Origin of the sequence: Sedimentibacter sp. zth1, from assembly GCF_017352195.1 — a bacterium.
In the GTDB taxonomy this organism is placed as follows: Bacteria; Bacillota; Clostridia; order Tissierellales; family Sedimentibacteraceae; genus UBA1535.
Map to the genome: position 1 here is coordinate 1,914,178 of NZ_CP071445.1, position 20,928 is coordinate 1,935,105.

A 20,928-nucleotide genomic window follows, 5' to 3' on the forward strand; every position below is an offset into this window, starting at 1 on the left:
CCTCCACTATTTAATAGTATCTTCTAAAGGTACTTTTATTTCATTAACCATATTATTAAATGTCCTGCTATTTTCTTCGTAATTTGACACTCCTCTAAATGTTAATCTGTGAATTAGTATTAACGGCGCAAGACTTTTTATATCTTCTGGAATAACAAACTTTCTTCCACTAATAGCTGCTTTAACTTGTGAAGCTTGATAAAGCGCTATAGCTCCTCTTGTGGATGAACCTAAAAGTATATTGTCATTTGTTCTTGTTTCCTCAATAATATCCATTAAATAGTTACATACATCCTCGCTCACTTCTACTTGATGGAAACTTTTCTTAAGATCGCTTATTTCTTCTAATGTAACTACACTATTTAAATTATTTAAAATATCTATTGAGCTTTCTCTTTTGATAACATCCATTTCTTCATTTCTTTTCATATACCCTAAAGATAATCTCATCATAAACCTGTCCATTTGTGCCTCTGGTAAAGGAAATGTACCGTATGATTCAATAGGATTTTGTGTTGCAGCAACCATAAATGGATCATCAAGTTCAAATGTTTTTCCGTCAATTGATATTTGTTTTTCTGCCATTGCCTCTAATAAACTTGACTGTGTACGTGGTGTTGCACGATTTATTTCATCTGCTAACACTAAGTTTGAAAATATAGGACCTTTTTTAAATTCAAAGTCTCCATTTTTAACATTATAAAAATTAATGCCTGTAACATCTGATGGCATAACATCAGGAGTGAACTGAATACGTTTGAATTTAGCACTTATACTTTTAGAAAATGCTCTAAATAACATTGTTTTTCCCGTTCCAGGAACATCCTCGAGTAAAATGTGTCCTGAACATAAAAAACAAATTACTATATTAGATATTTCCTCTTCTTTACCAACAACTACTTTTGAACAATTATTTACTATTTTTTTATTAAATTCAACAAATTTTTCTGTTTCCATTTTTAAACCTCTCGACATTTTTGACAATTATAACACAATTAGATTTTTTTTACAACTAATACCAATAAAAAATGACAAAAAAATAATCTGGCGATGGCTGCTTGACCTAACCCCATTTGTTGTCTTAGTATACTTTCTTTCATAGCAAATGGTTGGTAGGTCAGACAGCAATGAGTACCAAATCTATGCGAGCATGCTTTTTGCGAACAAATAGATTTGCTGTACGAAACTGCGCTTGCTCCTAACCCCATTTGCATACTTATATACTATCTTTCAGAGCAAATGGCTGGTAGGTCAGACAGCAATGAGTACCAAATCTATGCGAGCATGCTTTTTGCGAACAAATAGATTTGCTGTACGAAACTGCACACTTTCTCTATTCTTAAGAGCCAGATTACTTTTTCCTTGCATAAAAATAATCTGGCGATGTCTTACTTTCCCAGGCAGTCACCCACCAAGTATCATCAGCGCTAAAGAGCTTAACTTCCGTGTTCGGGATGGGAACGGGTGTGTCCTCTTTGCTATTATCACCAGATTATTTATAACTCGTTCTTTTTCATCAACTCTACGTCATTACTCATTCTTTCGTCAGTTGCGTACCTAATGTACGTGCCTTCCTCATTCATTCGCATTTCTTGATTTGATAAAAAATTACTTCGTTATGTTATATATTAAGTTATTATTATATTGAAAGTTTGAACTTTCAAAATTGTACAGGAAAAACTTTTTGAGATTTGTCCGACTGCATCACAAATCTATTTACTCACTTACGTTCGTATAGATTTGGATTTCGCTGGATCTGACCTACCATCCATTTGAGAATCAAATGGGGTTAGGATCATTATTGGTCAAGACCTCGACCTATTAGTATCACTCAGCTGAATACATTGCTGCACTTACACCTGTGACCTATCTACCTGTTAGTCTTTCAGGGGTCTTACTTACTTACGTAATGGGAAATCTTATCTTAAGGTTTGTTTCGCGCTTAGATGCCTTCAGCGCTTATCAATTCCAGACTTAGCTACTCAGCCGTGCTCCTGGCGGAACAACTGATTCACCATAGGTCTGTCCATCCCGGTCCTCTCGTACTAAGGACAGCTCCCTTCAAATTTCCTACGCCCACGACGGATAGGGACCGAACTGTCTCACGACGTTCTGAACCCAGCTCGCGTGCCTCTTTAATGGGCGAACAGCCCAACCCTTGGGACCTGCTTCAGCCCCAGGATGAGACGAGCCGACATCGAGGTGCCAAACCTCCCCGTCGATGTGGACTCTTGGGGGAGATAAGCCTGTTATCCCCAGGGTAGCTTTTATCCGTTAAGCGATGGCCCTTCCATTCGGCGCCACCGGATCACTAAGTCCAACTTTCGTTCCTGCTCGACATGTACGTCTTGCAGTCAAGCTTCCTTCTGCCTTTACACTCTTCGCACGATTTCCGACCGTGCTGAGGAAACCTTTGAGCGCCTCCGTTACTCTTTCGGAGGCGACCGCCCCAGTCAAACTGCCCAACTGACAGTGTCCATATACTGGATCACAGTATCATGTTAGAAATTCAGTATCAATAGAGTGGTATCCCAACAGCGACTCCACACATACTGGCGTACATGTTTCTTAGTCTCCCACCTATCCTGTACAATTAATACCGAATTCCAATGTCAGCCTGCAGTAAAGCTCCATGGGGTCTTTCCGTCCTGCCGCGGGTAACTCGCATCTTCACGAGTACTACAATTTCACCGGATCTATTGTTGAGACAGTGCTCAAATCGTTACACCTTTCGTGCGGGTCGGAACTTACCCGACAAGGAATTTCGCTACCTTAGGACCGTTATAGTTACGGCCGCCGTTTACTGGGGCTTAAGTTCACTGCTTCACTTACGCTTACAGCTCCCCTTAACCTTCCAGCACCGGGCAGGTGTCAGCCCCTATACTTCATCTTTCGATTTAGCAGAGACCTGTGTTTTTGGTAAACAGTCGCTTGAGCCTGTTTTCTGTGGCCCACTAAAGCTCCGGTCGTTCGACTTTCACTTCCATGGGCACCCCTTCTCCCGAAGTTACGGGGTTATTTTGCCTAGTTCCTTAACAATAGTTCTTCCGCTCATCTTTGGATTCTCTCCTTGACTACCTGTGTCGGTTTACGGTACGGGCACCTTGATCTCGATAGTGGATTTTCTTGACAGCGTAGACTCAGTTACTTCACTACTTGTTTTCGCTCCCATTCGTATCTCAGGATTATTGAAGAAACGGATTTGCCTATCTCTTCTCCCTACTTACTTAGACGTACTATTCCATCAGTACGCTAACTTATCTTTCTGTGTCCCCACTTCTCTTTTAACGATCTTCGGTGGTACTGGAATTTCCACCAGTTATCCATCGCCTACGCCTTTTGGCCTCGGCTTAGGTCCCGACTTACCCTGAGTGGACGAGCCTTCCTCAGGAATCCTTAGTCTTTCGATGGGTGAGATTCTCACTCACCTTTCGCTACTCATGCCAGCATTCTCTCTTCTGTACAATCCACAGCCTCTTTCGATGGCGCTTCGACTCGTACAGAATGCTCCTCTACCGATTGTATTAATACAATCCCACAGCTTCGGTGATAGATTTTAGCCCCGGTAATCTTCGGCGCAGGTCCACTCGACCAGTGAGCTATTACGCACTCTTTGAAAGTGTGGCTGCTTCTAAGCCAACTTCCTGGTTGTCTGTGTAGTCCTACATCCTTTTCCACTTAATCTATCTTTGGGACCTTAGCTGGTGATCTGGGCTCTTTCCCTTTTGACTATGAAACTTATCTCACATAGTCTGACTCCCAACGCTAATTTTATGGTATTCGGAGTTTGATAAGTTTCGGTAACGTATAACGTCCCTTGACTATTCAGTGCTCTACCCCCATTAATCTTACGTTAAGGCTAGCCCTAAAGCTATTTCGAGGAGAACCAGCTATCTCCAGGTTCGATTGGAATTTCACCGCTATCCACAAGTCATCCCATAGCTTTTAAACGCTAACGGGTTCGGTCCTCCACCAGATTTTACTCTAGCTTCAACCTGCTCATGGATAGGTCACCTGGTTTCGGGTCTACGACATGCAACTTTCGCCCTATTAAGACTCGCTTTCGCTTCGGCTCCTAACCTCTCAGTTATTAACCTTGCTGCATATCGTAACTCGCTGGCCCGTTCTACAAAAAGTACGCGGTCACACTCGTAGTGCTCCCACTGCTTATAAGCATAGGGTTTCAGGTTCTTTTTCACTCCCCTCCCGGGGTTCTTTTCACCTTTCCCTCACGGTACTATTTCTCTATCGGTCACTAAGTAGTATTTAGCCTTGGGAGATGGTCCTCCCTGCTTCCCACCGGATTTCTCGTGTCCTGTGGTACTCTGGATCATATCTTGCTCTTTGACTTTTTCGTCTACGTGTCTATCACACTCTTTGGAGCTTCTTTCCAGAAGTCTTTGACTATCGTCTCGGATACTTTGTTGATATGTCCGCAACCCCATGCCGAAACATGGTTTGGGCTCTACCGATTTCGCTCGCCGCTACTTTCGGTATCGTTTTTTACTTTCTCTTCCTAAGGGTACTTAGATGTTTCAGTTCCCCTCGTTCCCCACGTATGACTATTTATTCATCATACGTTACATACGGTTCTCCATATGTGAGTTTCCTCATTCGGATATCTACGGATCAATACTTGTTTGCAGTTTCCCGTAGCTTTTCGCAGCTTACCACGTCCTTCATCGGCTCTTAGTGCCAAGGCATTCGCCCTACGCTCTTTATATCTTGACCTCTTAAACTCGTTCTTTTTCATTTATGCTGTGTCTCTCGTCACTTCGAATGCTCACATACTATTCGTATGCTCCGCTTCTTAGCTCCTCGTTTCGTGCCTAAATAAAAAATCACTTCGTTTATTGTTAATCATCAGTTTAATTGTGCGTCTTCACACAACTATTTTTTGGTTACTCTTGTAATTAATATTTGCTTCCGCTTATATTTTTTACTTAGTTTTATTGTTTTTTTTGATGTTTTTCTCGTTTGTTTTTTCCTATACAATTTTCAAAGTTCAGCTTGCTTTGAACATTTTGTTGCCAAAATTTTCTCTGCATTAGTCTTAATACTCAAATTCTCACTTGAGTATCAATGAAACAGCATAAGTTCCTTGTTTCGAACATGCTTTTCTGGCGTTCAAACCAGAAAAGCGACATTGAAACAAAATGTATTACTTTACATTTTGTTTTCTGTCTCCTTAGAAAGGAGGTGATCCAGCCGCACCTTCCGATACGGCTACCTTGTTACGACTTCACCCTAGTCATTAATCCTACCTTAGGCGCCTGCCTCCAAATGGTTAGCTCAGCGACTTTGGGTATTATCAACTTCCATGGTGTGACGGGCGGTGTGTACAAGACCCGGGAACGCATTCACCGCGACGTTCTGATTCGCGATTACTAGCAACTCCGACTTCATGTAGGCGAGTTGCAGCCTACAATCCGAACTGGGATCGGTTTATTAGGTTTGGCTCCAGCTCACGCTTTCGCTTCCCTTTGTTCCGACCATTGTAGCACGTGTGTAGCCCAAGACATAAGGGGCATGATGATTTGACGTCATCCCCACCTTCCTCCGGTTTGTCACCGGCAGTCTCACTAGAGTGCCCATCTTTCATGCTGGCAACTAATGATAAGGGTTGCGCTCGTTGCGGGACTTAACCCAACATCTCACGACACGAGCTGACGACAACCATGCACCACCTGTCTCCCTTGCTTCCGAAGAAGAGAGCACATTTCTGCACTTGTCAAGGGGATGTCAAGCCTTGGTAAGGTTCTTCGCGTTGCTTCGAATTAAACCACATGCTCCGCTGCTTGTGCGGGTCCCCGTCAATTCCTTTGAGTTTCAGTCTTGCGACCGTACTCCCCAGGCGGAGTGCTTATTGCGTTAGCTCCGGCACTGACCTCTCGGCCAACACCTAGCACTCATCGTTTACGGCGTGGACTACCAGGGTATCTAATCCTGTTCGCTCCCCACGCTTTCGTGTCTCAGCGTCAGTTACAGTCCAGTAAGTCGCCTTCGCCACTGGTGTTCCTCCTAATATCTACGCATTTCACCGCTACACTAGGAATTCCACTTACCTCTCCTGCACTCAAGTTACGCAGTTTCAAATGCTTACGAGGGTTTAGCCCTCGCCTTTCACATCTGACATACGTTACCGCCTACTCACCCTTTACGCCCAGTAAATCCGGACAACGCTCGCCCCCTACGTATTACCGCGGCTGCTGGCACGTAGTTAGCCGGGGCTTCCTCCTTTGGTACCGTCATTTTTTTCTTCCCAAAGGACAGAGCTTTACGATCCGAAAACCTTCTTCGCTCACGCGGCGTCGCTGCATCAGGCTTGCGCCCATTGTGCAATATTCCCCACTGCTGCCTCCCGTAGGAGTTTGGACCGTGTCTCAGTTCCAATGTGGCCGTTCACCCTCTCAGGCCGGCTATTGATCGTCGCCTTGGTAAGCCATTACCTTACCAACTAGCTAATCAAACGCGAGCTCATCTCGTACCGATAAATCTTTGACTTATTAATCATGTGATCAATAAGTGTTATATGGTATTAATCCCAGTTTCCCGAGGCTATCCCTTTGTACGAGGCAGATTGCTCACGCGTTACTCACCCGTCCGCCGCTAATACTCGTCCCGAAAGACTTTCTTCGCTCGACTTGCATGTGTTAGGCACGCCGCCAGCGTTCGTCCTGAGCCAGGATCAAACTCTCGTTTAATATCTGTTCTCAAGCTTACGCTTGGCATTAACTCTCGTTAATTGTTGTTGTTGTTTTTACTGTTTTAGTTCTATTTCTATACTCTTGCGAGTACTGAAATCAAAGGTTGTTCTTATGCTGTTTTATTGTCTAAGGTGCGAACAAATTTCGTCAAAAATTTTAAGTCAATTTGCACTTCGCAACGGCGTTAGCCATGTTGCGGGTTCTTATAAATTATCTTTTTTAGCACTTTCTGTGTTTACTTTCATTTTCCAGTGCTCGTGTATTCTTATACACTGCGCGCTTCAAATTTCAGTCGCCTTGAAATTATCTAAAAAATATTAATTTATATTTTTTTGCTGTTTCAACGACAGCTTTATTAGTCTATCATATCTGTCGAGGTTTGTCAACAACTTTTTTTATTTATTTTTCTAAGTTGTTCTCTGTGATATTCAGCTTTGTTATAATACCACATACGTTTACTCGTGTCAATGCTTTTTATAACATTTTCAAAATTAAAATTTAAATATCTTATAAATATAAAACCTATGAGGTATTTTACATTTATAAATACCTCATAGGTTCTTTTATACTTTTATTAATTTCAATTTAAAATCCAAGTAGTCACTTGCTACACAATAAAAGTTTATACCATTTATTATACCCTCTTTAGCAAGTTTATGTCCCTCTGCACCATGTAGGTGTCCATATATACATGTGTCGATACTATATTTTTGCATTATATTAACAAAATCATTTGGTGATTTATCAATATTAAACGGTGGAAAATGTAACAATGCTATTTTTTTACACTCTACGTTTTTAGTCAACTGCAAAGACATTTCAAATCTTAAAAGTTCTCTTTTGAAAATTCTCTCGCTATCTTTGTTTGATTCTATGTCATAAGTATCCCATCCTCGACAACCACATATAGCTATTCCATTGTAAATAAAGCAATCATTGCTAATGAACTCTATAGTATCAAGTTTTAACCTATTTAGCTTATTCTTTGTTGTCCACCAATAATCATGATTTCCTCTAATACATACCTTTTTACCAGGCATATCATCAATCATTTTTAAATCTATATTTGCTTCTTCTAATTTTATAGCCCAAGAGATATCACCTGGTATTAGAACCATATCATCATCTAATACATTTTCTCTCCAGTTGTCAAATATCTTTTGCTCATGACCTATCCAGTTTTGACCAAATATATCCATTGGTTTTTTTCTCGTGCTATCTAGATGAAGATCTCCTATTGCAAAAACTCGCATATTTTTTTCCTTTACTTTATAATTGTTATAATATTACACTCAATTCCTAATTCTTTAACTATATTAATTTCCCTTTGTTGGCATGTAAATAATATAACCTGTCTCTTTCTACTTTCCTTACTTAACATCTCTAAAGATTTTTTTAATCTATTTTCATCATATTGTATAAAGCTATCATCTAGAATAAGTGGTATTTTTTTATTATCACTGATTAAATTACTTAATCCTAATCTTAATGAAATATATAATTGATCAAGTGTACCACCACTTAAAGAATTTAGATCATTAATGATTTCATTATCTTTATTTACCACTGATATATTCATATCTTCATCAATTAGAACTTCTTTATAATTACCTGATGTAACATACTTAAAATTATCACTTATAGCACTTTTAAGTAATGGTACAAAATCGCCTTTAATATAATCTGAAATAAGCATAATGTTTTGCATTGCAATATCAGCAATTTTAACTTTTTCAGTTCCTTCTTTTATTTTGTCCTCATAAAACTCAATCTCTTCTTCTATTGAAACTAGTCTTTTCTCAACCTCTTCAATTGATTCTATGTTACTATCAATACTATCAATTTCTTTTTTAATCAAAACTTTCATTTCTTCTTTGTTTTGTATTTCTTTAAATTTTTGCTCTTCATTAAATGATTGATTATTTATAGTAGATAGATTAATAGTATCATGCGTATCAAGTATATTAGTTATTTGTTCATAAGTATAATTATCAAGTATATTATCTATAATTCTCTCAAGTCCAACTATTTTATCTTTGAGCTGCGATATTTTATAGTTATTATTAACTATTGATTTAAATTCATCGATACATTTAATATTATTAGTAGTCAATATAATATTACATCTTTTTTGCTCATAATCTAATTCTTTTTCTATGTTTCTATAATTTTGTTGAAGTTTATCTAACAAAATAGATTTTTTGTTGATTTCTTGTCGAGTTCTATCTTTTTCTAATACTATATCCGAAACTTTTTTTACACTTTCATCAGTTACTTCAAATATGTTATATTTTACTAGTCTACTTAGCAAATCTTCTTCTATGATTTTTCTATTTTTTATTGCATTTTTTAAATTATCATTATCAAATTCAAGAAGTTTTTGCTTTTCTAAAGCAATTTCTTTTACAGAATTATTATAATCATATTTTTTCTTTAATTCAATTATAGTAGAGCATTTATTTTGTGTATATATTTTACTGTTTTCATCTATGCAAGCTTTTAATTTATCCGCTAACTCTTCTTGCTCACTTTTTATGGTCAAGAGTTCATAATTAAGACCTTTTAGCTTTGTATTAGCTTTAGACGCAATGATAAAAAGTATGATTGATATAATAGAAACACTTGCGCCATAATAATAAATTAAGTTCTCAAAATAGTACCCAGCAAAAGCAGCACCAGATGCAATTAATAAAAATAATATTCCAAAACAAATACTAAGTACTTTTTTAACTTTTGATCCCTTTATTATTTTTGTAACTAAATGTTCCGTTGAATCATTTTTTAGGTTGTTTATTCTAACAATTTCTAGTTCGTTATTATTTGCTTTATTGTATGTATCTTCAAACTTGTTTATTTCTTCTAAATCATTTTGTTCTAGTAATTTTGTTCCTTGATTTATTTTTTCTTGTAATTCATTAATGCTTTGGATTGCTTCATTATATGTTTTGTAATCAATATTCAATTTTGTTAAAAACGCTTCAGTTGACTCGTCATAATTTGATTCTTTCTCTAAAAGTACCATATCACGATTAATCTCAATCATTTCTTCTTCTATTCGTTTTTTTTCAGTTTTCATGGAATTTAATACTGTTATAAGCTTAAGCGCTTCTTCATAATCATCAATTCCAATATTGTTACCTTCTCCATACTGTAAAAGTTCGTTTTTAATTTGTGCTATTTCATTATATACTTCATCAGCCTTTGCTTTTTTAGAAGCAAGTAATGAAATTCTAAATGCCTCAAGTTCATTATTTATTGTTTTTATTTCTTCATCTAATATTTCTACCATGTTTTGCTTTTTCTTTTTTTCCATAGCAAGATGGAGTGTATATTTTTTTGACTCTAATGTTTTATTCTTTTGTTTTTTTAATTCTTCTACTCTAGAATTATATTGACTAACAAGACTTTTGGGATTATCTATGTATCCTGCTTCATCTTTTATTGCCTCTAAGATTTTTAGAATTTTATCTAATGAAATAGTTTCATCTTTTGATTGGCTTAGATTTACTATTTTTTCTTTTACTTCTGCAGCTAATTCTTCATTTGTAGAATTACTAAGTTGTTTTATGCTAAGGGTATTAACAAAAGTAGATTTATCAATTCCAAAAAGATATTCCCCTACTTCTTGTTTATCATCTATAGATATCAATTTTTCAGTATTTGAATTTTTGAGTTTTGAAAAAAGCTTATAATCCTTAGTATAAAAGTCTTTCTTGACTATGTAATCTTTATCCTTTTCTTCTATTGTTAATGCTCCAAGGTACTGATCTGAATTCCAAGGGCGATATTTATGGAATAACTTTTCATCATTTTCATCTTTTCCATTTTTAAACCCAAATAGCATTATTTCTATGAAATTATGCATCGTACTTTTACCAGCTTCATTGTTTCCGTAAATTATATTTAATCCATTTTTAAACATAAATTTTTTATATTTAAATTTACCAAAAAATTTAAGGTCTAGTTCTTTAATAAACATTTACTTCACGCCCCCCTCATTTTTTAATAATTGTAATCCTAACTCAAAAGCTTTTTCATAAAGCTTATCTTGATTATCTTCTTTCTCAAATTGCGTTATATAATTTTCTATTATATTTCCTCTCAATTTTCCTATTGACTCAGTTACACTTTTTTCGTAAGTATAGTTGTCCTCAAAATCAATATAATAAAAGAACTGCTTTGCAGCATCTTTAATTTCATTTATAGAAATATCGTTGCTTATAGTTCCAGCTAATTCAATCTTTACGTAATCTTTCATTATATTTATATTTTCTCCTACTTGTCTGATTGAATCCAATATTTTATTATAATCGTAATCATTTTTTATAACAATTTTCTTACTAATAAGTCTTCTATTGCATATAGGTACGAATTCTGTTTTCAAATCTTCTTTTGAAATCCAACCTTTAATAATGCCGTGTTCATAATTTACGTAGTCATAATCAAATGGTTCTGGGGTACCAGGAAAAATAACATTTCTCTCAATTACCGTATATTTATGAATATGTCCTAAAGCACAGTAGTCAAATTTATGTTTTATTATACTTTCATCTAATGTTAAAGGGCAATTATCTTCAGTATCAATAGAGCAATGTTCTAATAATATATTGATTTTATCACTGTCTACTTTTAAATTGTATATTTCATCTTCCATGTCTGCGGCATTATCTTCACCCCAACATAACGAATATATACATATATTATCTTCTTCAAATTCAAATTTACTTATATCTTCTGTGTTTTTAAATATAAATACGTTTTCAGGCCACTTAATATAATCATATAGGCATGTAATAGAGTAAGGGTCTTTGTTACCACAAGTTATTATTACTTTTGTATTATTTATTTTTTTAAATAATAATGATATTTTTTTCATATCCTTAAAATTACAATACTGTTGATCAATTAAATCTCCAGCAATTAATAAATATTTTATGTTTTCTTCGTTTGCAATTTTAATTATATTTTCAAATGTATCCCAAATATCTAGTCTTCTTTTCTCACATTCACTAAGACTAAATCCTCTATTTTTTAACTTTACACCTAAATGAATATCAGCAGTATGCAAAAATGTAGCTATCATATGCTTTTCTCCTTACAAAAGGTAATTTTTTATATATAGTAATATTAACATAGTTTTATTAAATTTAAAATACTATTATTATATTATTTTAGTATTAAATACTTTCGTCTTTATCATTATATTTGGCAAAATGATAGTGATCTTCCCAAACTCCATTTATTTTCAAGTAGTTTCTTGAAAAACCTTCTTTTTCGAAGTTTAACTTTTCTACTATTCTCAAAGACCTATAATTTCTTGGAATTATATTAACTTCAATTCTGTGCATCCCATACCTATTAAACATAATTTTTATACCTTTGCTTAAGGCTTCCGTTATATATCCTTTATTAATTTCATCTTTATCTAGTTTATATGCCAAAAAGCACGATTTAAAGTTACCCAAAATAATATTGCTAAAGCAAATATTACCGATAATTTTGTTGTTTTCTTTGTTTATTAGCCAAAATTTTATTGATTTTCCTCGTTTATAATCTAGGTACTCATCTCTTAATATACTTTTTTGACATTCTAATGTATAAAAATAAGGTTCTCTTACTGGATCCCACTCTTTTAAAAACTCTGCATTTCTCGTGTAATATTCTAAGACATTTTTAACATGATAAGGCTTTAATACCTTTAAATACAATCTACTAGTTTGATATGTTTTATCTATCATCTTGTACCTCTGTTTTTAGTTAGTTATATATTTTTAATGTATATTATTTATTTTATTAAACATACCTTTACAAGTCAATACTTTTACTATAAACTTAACATGCACTTGAAATACAGCAACATGGAGGTTGTAAAATTGAATAACAAAATTAACAAGATATACATATTTTTTACATTATTTTATGCGTATTTTGTACTTGCTCTTTTTGAATGTGCCCGAGGAAATTTCATTCCATTTTTTATTGATGAATTTGCAATTAGCAATACATCCATTAGTATGATTATTTCTATAAGTCAATTTGGCTGTGTAATAGGCTATTATTTTGCAGGCAACATTAGTCAAAAGTATGGACAAAAAATAACATTTATATTAGGAACATCTATATGCACAATTATAGCACTTTCTGCGAGATATTTAAACAATGTTACAGTATTGTGTGTATTTTATTTTATTTTTAATATTGGTCGTTCTTTTTTATGTATTTCTGTTGATTCAATTGTACCAATGGTTTCAATTGGATATGAGGTATTGTTTATAAATTTAACTCATTTCATGTATGGAATTGGTAGCTTTACAGGTCAAAAAATATATGGAAATTTATTGTTTAATAATATTTCATGGAGAAGCATTTACTTCGTTTTAGGATTAATATTTTTATTTTCAGTAGTATTTGTACTGTTTATCAAAATTCCTAAAAACAAATATTTGAAAACTACTATTAAGTATGATAAAAAAACTTTTTATAAGAACCCACTACTTCACATATTTATTTTATGTTTTGCTTTGAGTTCAGCAGGTGAAGGAATGATTACTACTTGGTTTATCAACTACATGACCTCTTCATATAACCTAACCGCTATAAATACAGCTAAATATTCATCATTATTTTTTATAACTTTTGCCTTAGGAAGATTATTTGGAGGCCTAATACTACAAAAAATTGGTACTATGAAAGGATTGAAAATATTTATGATTTCAGCAACCATATGCGTTTTATGTGGTATGATGCTGAAACAAAATGGATTATATATAATTTCTATATCTGGATTTTTTATTTCTGTTTTATATCCAACTTTGGTAGTTTTTTCTACAAAAGTGTTTAAGGAATGTCCATCACTTGCTATTGGAACAATAACTACATGCAATTCGCTAATTTATATATTAATTACTATAATTGTTGGATTTTTAAACGATAGCATAGGATCTTATTTAACTTTTTATCTTGCTGCCATATTTATGGGATTATCATTTTTATTGCTTAAAATTATTTCTAAAAAACACAAATTAAATTAATTAACAATAAAAAATCCACAGCTTATTCGCTAGCTGTGGATTTTAGTTTTTATTAATTAAAATGATCAAAGAATGCTAAATAAGCTTTATAAGAAGCATATACATCTATTTTACTTACTACTTCAACTGGAGCATGCATACTTAATACAGGTACTCCCATGTCTATTACGTTCATATTATAATTAGCAAGGATATAAGCGATTGTTCCACCGCCACCTTGGTCAACTTTACCAAGTTCAGATGTTTGCCAATGAATACCATTGTCATTGAATAATTTTCTTACTTTGCCTACAAATTCTGCATTAGCATCATTTGAGCCACCTTTTCCACGGCTACCAGTATATTTTACTAATGTTACACCTTTACCTAAAACAGCACAATTTTGTTTTTCTGACACTGAAGAATAAGTAGGATCTAAAGCTGCTGCAACATCTGCTGAAAGAACATTACTGTTTGCTAAAGCTCTTCTTAAAATTAATTCTGAAGATTGACCGTTTTGTATAGCTATTAACTCTGCTACTAGGTTGTTAAAGAATTGAGAATGCATTCCTGTATTACCAACACTTCCAATCTCTTCTTTGTCTACAAATAAAGCAACTGCTGTTTTTGCATTGTTTTTAGTCTCAAATATAGCATCTAATGATGCATACGCACATACTCTGTCATCATGTCCATGTGCTGCTATTAGACCTCTATCTAGACCAACATCTCTAGATTTTCCTGCTGGAACCATTTCAAGTTCTGCTGAAATAAAATCTTCTTCTTCTATTCCATACTTTTCATTCAATATTTCAAGGATATTTCTTTTAAATTTATCATCTTCATCTTTATCATCAAAAGGCAAACTTCCGATTATTACATTTAAATTTTCTCCTTCAATACCTTCACCTAAAGTTTTTTTATTTTGATCTTTTGCTAAGTGAGGTAATAAATCACTTATGTAAAATACAGGTTCATCTTCTTTATCACCTATAGATATATCAATTTGTTCTCCATTTTTCTTAATTACTGTTCCATATAAAGCTAACGGTAAAGTAACCCATTGATATTTTCTAATTCCACCATAATAGTGAGTTTTTAATAGAGCTAGTCCACCATCTTCATATAATGGATTTTGTTTTATATCAATTCTAGGTGCATCAACATGGCTACCAACTATGTTTAATCCATTTTCCAATGGTTCATTTCCCATTACTACCAATGCTGCCATTTTACCTTTGTTTACACTATAGAATTTAGTACCAGCTTTTAATTCTTTAACTTCTGAAAAAGGAACAAAACCTTCTTTTTCAGCTCTTTTTACAATTTGTTTTATTGATTCTCTTTCTGTTTTAGCAGAATCTAAGAAATCCATATAATCTTTATTGAAACTAAAAATAGCTTCTTTTTCTTGTTTGTCTACCTTTTCCCAAACAAATTCATTATTATAAAATAAATCGCTTTTTTTACTTGTCATACGTCCTCCTTATTCAACGACCTGTAACTTCGTCAGATATATATTTTTATTTTTTATCTCACATACAATATTATAGTCTTTAATAAGGTTACTTGCAATAGATATTTCTTCTCCTTCAAAAAATGACCATTCTATTTCAGCAATAATTTCAATTTTATCTTCCGTAACTTCTATTGATTCTATTTTATTAATAGAAACGCCTTCTACTTTTTCATACTCAGTTGGATTATTAAATATATGTGTCAAAATTTCTAAGTCTGATTTCAATAAATCATCTGTCTCAATTTTGGCAAGCTGTTTTCTTAAATCTAATAAGTTTTTTTCTGAATACAAAAAATTATTAATTATTTCTATTCTTTTACTTAAAAGCTCTTCTACTTCATTTGTTTCTATTGTATAATCATATTTTTGTAAACAACCGAAGCTAATTACAAAGGTTATAATTAATAAATATATTATTGAATTTTTCATAAAACCCTCCATACTTTTTGGTAAGTGTTTTTAAGTATAGAGAATCTTTTTTAATAAGTTTATCATTTATTGTCAATTGAAATTAATTATTTAAACCCTTTGTTTTACAATAATATATCTTTAACAACTATTTTTCTTTTATTTTTACACTTTCTCTTTTTTCTATAGTAAATGGCAACTCAATTTGTCCTGTTTGATGTTTTTCACCTTTTATAGTTTTAATAAGCATTCTCATACCTACTGCACCGTAATCATAGAATGGTTCACCAATTGATGTTAACTCAGGTCTAACATATTTTCCTTCTCTTAGACTGCCAAAACCCATAACAGAAATATCCTCAGGTATTTTTATACCATTATCTAATAGGTAATTCATAATACCTATTGCCAATTCATCATTGCTACACAATATTGCATCAATACTGTGTAAATCATCTAATATTTTATGACCAATTTCGTAAGAATGATGATATCTCCTACCATTAGCAACATATATATTTAAATTTTCTATATTTATGTCATTATTTTTTAAAGCTTTTTTATATCCACAGATTTTGTCGTTTTCCACAGTTACTCTGTTCTCAAAATCTGATATAAAAGCTATTTTTTTTCTACCTTGTTTAATCATATAGTTTGTAGCTTCATAAGAAGCAGAAAAATTATCTATAGAAATGTAATTCATACCTTCCTTTACATTTTTAGTAAAGTAAACACATGGTTTATTTAAACTTTTTGCAATCTGTACAATTTCATCATCAAAATTATATCCTACTAAAAATATTCCTTCAGCCTGTTTTCTATCCAGTAATTGCAAATATTTCTTCTGAGCTTCTACACTAAAATAGCTACTGCATAATAGAATATCATAATCATACATTTTCCCAATTTCCTCAATACCTCTTACTATATCGGCAACATAACTTTGCGCAAGATTATTTATAATTACGCCAATTAAGTACGATTTTCTAGTTACTAAACTTCTCGCTACATCATTTGGCTTATATCCTGTTTCTTTAATAATCTCTAAAACTTTTTTTCTAACTTCAGGACTAACAGGCTTAGAATCATTAATAACTCTAGACACAGTAGATATAGAAACGCCTGAAAGCCTTGCAACATCTTTAATTGTAATCATTATGCCCTCCATAACAACATTTTTATATATTATACATTTATTTTATAGTAAATTCAATCACTTTCCTTAAAATTTAACCTTTTATGAAAACAAAAAGCCCGCACTTGCCGCAAATTTTTAATTCATACCTGCTAATTGCAGGTGGATAATCTACTAATCACTTTTGACTTCCCGTCAAGCGGGCCTGTCATCCATGATTAAACACGATACTCCGTTTATACTTTGTAGGTTGAATTAATAATTCCCGAACAACGCAGGTTGCTTTTTGCTATTATATCATAATTATATTCATTTATCAACTATTGTGTGACTGACACACGGAGGTATTTATTGTCAAAATATCCTCTACTTCGACACCACTTACAGTTTCATTCTCTATAAGCATATCTGCTATTATTTTAATATATTCTTTATTATTTAAAATTATGTTTTTAACTTCTTGATATAATTCATTAATCAAGTCTTTTATCTGAGATTCTATATCAATTTTAATATTAAAATTTTGTGCAATAACATTATAATTAATTAGTCCAGAAGTTTCTGACATACCATACTTTGTTACATAATCTAATGCAATTGCAGTTGTCTTTTCTATATCGTTTTGTGCTCCAATAGTTATATTATTCTTACCAAAAAATATTTCCTCAACTCCTCTTCCAGCTAAAAAAACTTTAATTTGATTTCTTATTTTTTCTTTTGTAATTATTAATTCGTTATGAGGAGTAGTTAAAGTATATCCTCCGGCTCCTTTTGTAGTTGGTATAATTGATACCTTGACAATATTATTTTCAGGCATTAGCTTTTTTGATACAAATGCATGTCCAGCTTCATGATAAGCTGTAATCTTTTTTTGCTCTTCGTTTGCATTTATGTTTCTTTGCTCGGAACCCGCTACAACTGTTAAATATGCTCTTTCAAGATGATCTAATTGCAAATTTTCACTTTTTTCTTTTACTGCCATGATTTTTGCTTCATTCACTAAATTTTCAAGCATTGCCCCACTAAAATAAACTGTCATTTCAGCAATTTTATCTAATTCCACATTTTCTTTTGGATTGGCTTTGTCTACATATAGCTTTAATATTTCTTTTCTAGCTTGCTTGTCTGGTAACATTATTTCTATTTGTCTATCAAATCTTCCTGGTCTTAATAATGCACTGTCTAAAGTGTCTATTCTATTTGTTGCTGCTACCACTATTATGTTATTGTTTTCGAAACCAGACATTTCGGTTAATAAAGCATTTAATGTTCTGTCACTTTCATCGCTGCCTCTCATTGACCCGCTTGAACCGCCCATTCTTTTCTTTCCAATTGCGTCTATTTCATCTATAAAAATTACGCTCTTACCTGATTTGCTTGCTTTCTTAAATAAATTTCTAATTCTACTAGCACCAAGTCCAGCATAAACTTGTACAAAATCAGAACCTGATACAGCGTAGAAATCCACTCCCGCTTCTCCCGCTAAGGCTTGAGCTAACAATGTTTTACCGGTTCCTGGTGTTCCATACAATAAAACTCCCTTTGGTACTCTAATGTTGAATTTTTCATATTTTTCAGGATTTTTCATAAAATCAACTAAGTCATTCATATTTTCTTTAGCTTCATAGTTACCTGCTATGTCATCAAACTTGACATTAGATTGATTTTTGTAATTTATTTCGCTTAAATTATTCATTTCTTTTTGAGCTGCTTTTTTATTTCTAAAAAACAAAAAATATACAACTATTACTATAATTGCAATTGCTACATAAGAAAAAATATCCATATAATAACCCCTTTATATTTATACTTTAAGTGATTATAACATGAATATTAATAAATTTATACACATAAATATTTAGCCGAATTTCATCTTCTTTCCAAGATGCACACTGCCTGTGCAGATACTCCTAAGCCTTGTCCTTCAAATCCTAAGTGTTCTGTTGTTGTCGCTTTTATGTTTACATTTTCAGTATCTGTTTCCATTATATTTGCTAAAATTTTTCTCATTTTCTCTATATATGGAGACATTTTTGGACTCTGTGCTACTATAATGCTGTCTACATTGCCTATTTTATAATCCATAGACTTCATTAGTTCTACAACATTTCCGAGTAAGAGTTTACTATCAATATCTTTAAATTTCATATCAGTATCCGGAAAAATATTGCCTATATCTCTTTTTGAAAGTGCACCCAAAATACTATCCATGATAGCGTGTATCAAAACATCTGCATCTGAATGTCCTTCAAGACCCTTTTTGTATGGTATTTGAATACCACCTATTATAAGTTTCCTACCTTCTACTAATTTATGTACATCATAACCAATACCAATTTTCATATTATCACCTAAACCATTCTTGATATAAGCTCTGCTACTCTTAAATCAAACTGAGTAGTAATTTTTATATTTTTTTGTAAACCCTTAATAGCTTTTACTTCATACCCATAATGCTCTACTATTGATGAATCATCTGTTACTGACAATTCATCTAATAATGCATTTTTATAACACTCACTTATTATTTCATATTTAAAAGCTTGTGGTGTTTGAATAGCTTTATATTTGCTTCTATCTAAAGTTTTTTTAACTATATCCTCGTCATTAACCTTTTTTATTGTATCAACTATATCAATTGTTGGTACACATGCTCCGAATTCATAAGCATTTTCTATACAATTATTAATAAGTCCTTGTGAAGCAAATGGTCGGACACCGTCATGTATCAGCACAATACCGTTAATCATATCTTCTTTTATAGCATTTATACCATTATTAACAGAGTTAATTCTTTCGGAACCTCCAACTACTATTTTAGATATTTTTGGTTTGTCACAACTAATTTTTGTTTTTACAAATTCTATATCTTCATAATTAACTACCAATAATATATCATCTATTTTATTGTTCTTTTCAAATTGTTCTATAGTTTTTTCAACTATATATTTATCATCTACCATAAGATACTGTTTAGGTCTATTTTCTCCCATTCTAGTACCTTTTCCACCAGCTACTATTATTGCTACAACATATTTTTCTTTATACATATTTTCTCCTAATAACAGCTTCTATTTTACTAAATTACTAAGCGTACTATATTAATATCTAGGTATAAATCCCACTTTTTTGTACACTTTTCTTAAAGTTTTTCTAGCTGTATTCTCAGCTTTTTCTGCGCCTTTTTGAAATACTTCTTGTAAATAGTCTTTATTTTTAAGTAACTCTTCTCTTTTTAGTCTTAAAGGTCTTAATTCATTTACAACAACTTCTGCAACATCATCTTTAAATATTGAGTATCCTTTTCCTTCATATCTTTCAACAATACTTTCTATTGTTTCGCCAGTAATTTTAGAATAAATTCCTAGTAAATTTTTTATTCCTGGTTGGTCATTGCTTAATTTTACTATTCCTAGTGAATCTGTTACTGATCTTTTGAATTTTCTTCTGATTTCATCATCATCATCAGTTAATAATATATAACTTTTATCATTAGTATCAGATTTAGACATTTTTATCGTAGGGTCTTGTAAATTCATTATTTTTGCACCTATTTTTGCTATATACGGCTCTGGAACTACAAATGTTTTGCTATATTTGTTATTAAATCTTATTGCTATATCTCTAGCTAGTTCAAGATGCTGTCTTTGATCTTCTCCAACCGGAACCAAATCTGTTTGATATAACAGTATATCCGCTGCCATCAATGAGGGATAAGTAAATAATCCCGCAGTAATATTGCTATTTTGCTGTTTTTTAGATTTATCTTTAAATTGCGTCATTCTACCAAGTTCACCATAATAAGTTAGACAATTAAGTACCCAACCTAATTCAGCATGTGCTGATACATGTGATTGAATAAACAGAGTAACCTTATCAGGGTTCAACCCTGCAGCAATATAGTTTGCTAATACCTCAAGTGTATTTTTTCTTAAATCCTTTGGTTCTTTTGAAACTGTAATTGCATGCATATCTACAATGCAAAAATAACAATTATATTCGTCAGCAAGAGTAGTCCAATTCTTTATAGCTCCTAAATAGTTACCTAGTGTTAATGAACCAGACGGCTGAATACCACTAAATATAACTTTTTTATCATTTCCCAAGTTTAATTCACCTCTAATATAAACATATATTTTAAGGTATTAT

Annotated in this window: 13 protein-coding genes, 3 rRNA genes and 1 other RNA gene; 1 reads left to right on the forward strand and 16 read right to left on the reverse strand. The window is 32.8% G+C overall.

Annotation, left to right across the window (positions count from 1 at the left end):
- Window positions 1–6: 6 nt before the first annotated feature.
- The 8 genes from JYG23_RS09315 to JYG23_RS09350 form a co-directional block, all read right to left on the reverse strand.
- The gene (locus JYG23_RS09315) at window positions 7–957 is read right to left on the reverse strand and encodes a MoxR family ATPase (protein ID WP_207235410.1); all 951 of its coding nucleotides are present in this window, start codon (window positions 955–957) and stop codon (window positions 7–9) included.
- Window positions 958–1,375: 418 nt separating this feature from the next.
- Window positions 1,376–1,492: ribosomal RNA gene (rrf, locus tag JYG23_RS09320) — 5S ribosomal RNA — on the reverse strand.
- Between the two features lie 309 nt (window positions 1,493–1,801).
- Window positions 1,802–4,731 (reverse strand): 23S ribosomal RNA (locus tag JYG23_RS09325).
- A gap of 461 nt (window positions 4,732–5,192) precedes the next feature.
- A 16S ribosomal RNA gene (locus tag JYG23_RS09330) occupies window positions 5,193–6,704 on the reverse strand.
- The 16S, 23S and 5S rRNA genes sit together here, the layout of an rRNA operon.
- A 566-nt stretch (window positions 6,705–7,270) precedes the next feature.
- Window positions 7,271–7,960: a metallophosphoesterase gene (locus JYG23_RS09335; protein ID WP_207235411.1), complete on the reverse strand. Its 690-nt coding sequence runs from the start codon at window positions 7,958–7,960 to the stop codon at window positions 7,271–7,273.
- Between the two features lie 11 nt (window positions 7,961–7,971).
- Window positions 7,972–10,686, reverse strand: coding sequence for an AAA family ATPase (locus tag JYG23_RS09340; protein ID WP_207235412.1), 2,715 nt, complete (start codon window positions 10,684–10,686; stop codon window positions 7,972–7,974).
- Entirely contained in the window at window positions 10,687–11,790 is a 1,104-nt protein-coding gene (locus tag JYG23_RS09345) for a DNA repair exonuclease (RefSeq protein ID WP_207235413.1), read from the reverse strand.
- 94 nt (window positions 11,791–11,884) lie between these two features.
- Window positions 11,885–12,445: a GNAT family N-acetyltransferase gene (locus tag JYG23_RS09350; RefSeq protein ID WP_371818597.1), complete on the reverse strand. Its 561-nt coding sequence runs from the start codon at window positions 12,443–12,445 to the stop codon at window positions 11,885–11,887.
- Between the two features lie 135 nt (window positions 12,446–12,580).
- Here JYG23_RS09350 and JYG23_RS09355 point away from each other — a divergent pair, with 135 nt between their 5' ends.
- Window positions 12,581–13,738: a sugar MFS transporter gene (locus JYG23_RS09355; protein WP_207235414.1), complete on the forward strand. Its 1,158-nt coding sequence runs from the start codon at window positions 12,581–12,583 to the stop codon at window positions 13,736–13,738.
- Between the two features lie 52 nt (window positions 13,739–13,790).
- On the opposite strand, the gene JYG23_RS09360 is transcribed toward JYG23_RS09355, so the two are convergent.
- From JYG23_RS09360 to trpS, 8 genes are all read right to left on the reverse strand, one after another.
- A complete protein-coding gene (locus JYG23_RS09360) occupies window positions 13,791–15,194 on the reverse strand; it encodes an aminopeptidase (protein WP_207235415.1) in 1,404 nt (467 codons plus the stop codon).
- Between the two features lie 9 nt (window positions 15,195–15,203).
- Window positions 15,204–15,665, reverse strand: a complete 462-nt coding sequence (locus JYG23_RS09365; RefSeq protein ID WP_207235416.1) for a hypothetical protein — start codon at window positions 15,663–15,665, stop codon at window positions 15,204–15,206.
- Window positions 15,666–15,792: 127 nt separating this feature from the next.
- A complete protein-coding gene (locus tag JYG23_RS09370) occupies window positions 15,793–16,800 on the reverse strand; it encodes a LacI family DNA-binding transcriptional regulator (RefSeq protein ID WP_207235417.1) in 1,008 nt (335 codons plus the stop codon).
- A gap of 91 nt (window positions 16,801–16,891) precedes the next feature.
- Window positions 16,892–17,063: non-coding RNA, 6S RNA (gene ssrS, locus JYG23_RS09375), on the reverse strand.
- A 32-nt stretch (window positions 17,064–17,095) separates the two neighbouring features.
- On the reverse strand, window positions 17,096–18,565 hold the full coding sequence (locus JYG23_RS09380) for an AAA family ATPase (protein WP_207235418.1): 1,470 nt from the start codon (window positions 18,563–18,565) through the stop codon (window positions 17,096–17,098).
- Between the two features lie 83 nt (window positions 18,566–18,648).
- Entirely contained in the window at window positions 18,649–19,122 is a 474-nt protein-coding gene (gene ispF / locus JYG23_RS09385) for a 2-C-methyl-D-erythritol 2,4-cyclodiphosphate synthase (RefSeq protein WP_207235419.1), read from the reverse strand.
- Between the two features lie 8 nt (window positions 19,123–19,130).
- On the reverse strand, window positions 19,131–19,829 hold the full coding sequence (gene ispD, locus JYG23_RS09390; protein ID WP_207235420.1) for a 2-C-methyl-D-erythritol 4-phosphate cytidylyltransferase: 699 nt from the start codon (window positions 19,827–19,829) through the stop codon (window positions 19,131–19,133).
- Window positions 19,830–19,880: 51 nt separating this feature from the next.
- Window positions 19,881–20,885 carry a tryptophan--tRNA ligase gene (gene trpS, locus JYG23_RS09395; protein WP_207235421.1) on the reverse strand — a complete coding sequence of 335 codons (1,005 nt, stop codon included), beginning with the start codon at window positions 20,883–20,885 and terminating at the stop codon, window positions 19,881–19,883.
- Window positions 20,886–20,928 lie beyond the last annotated feature (43 nt).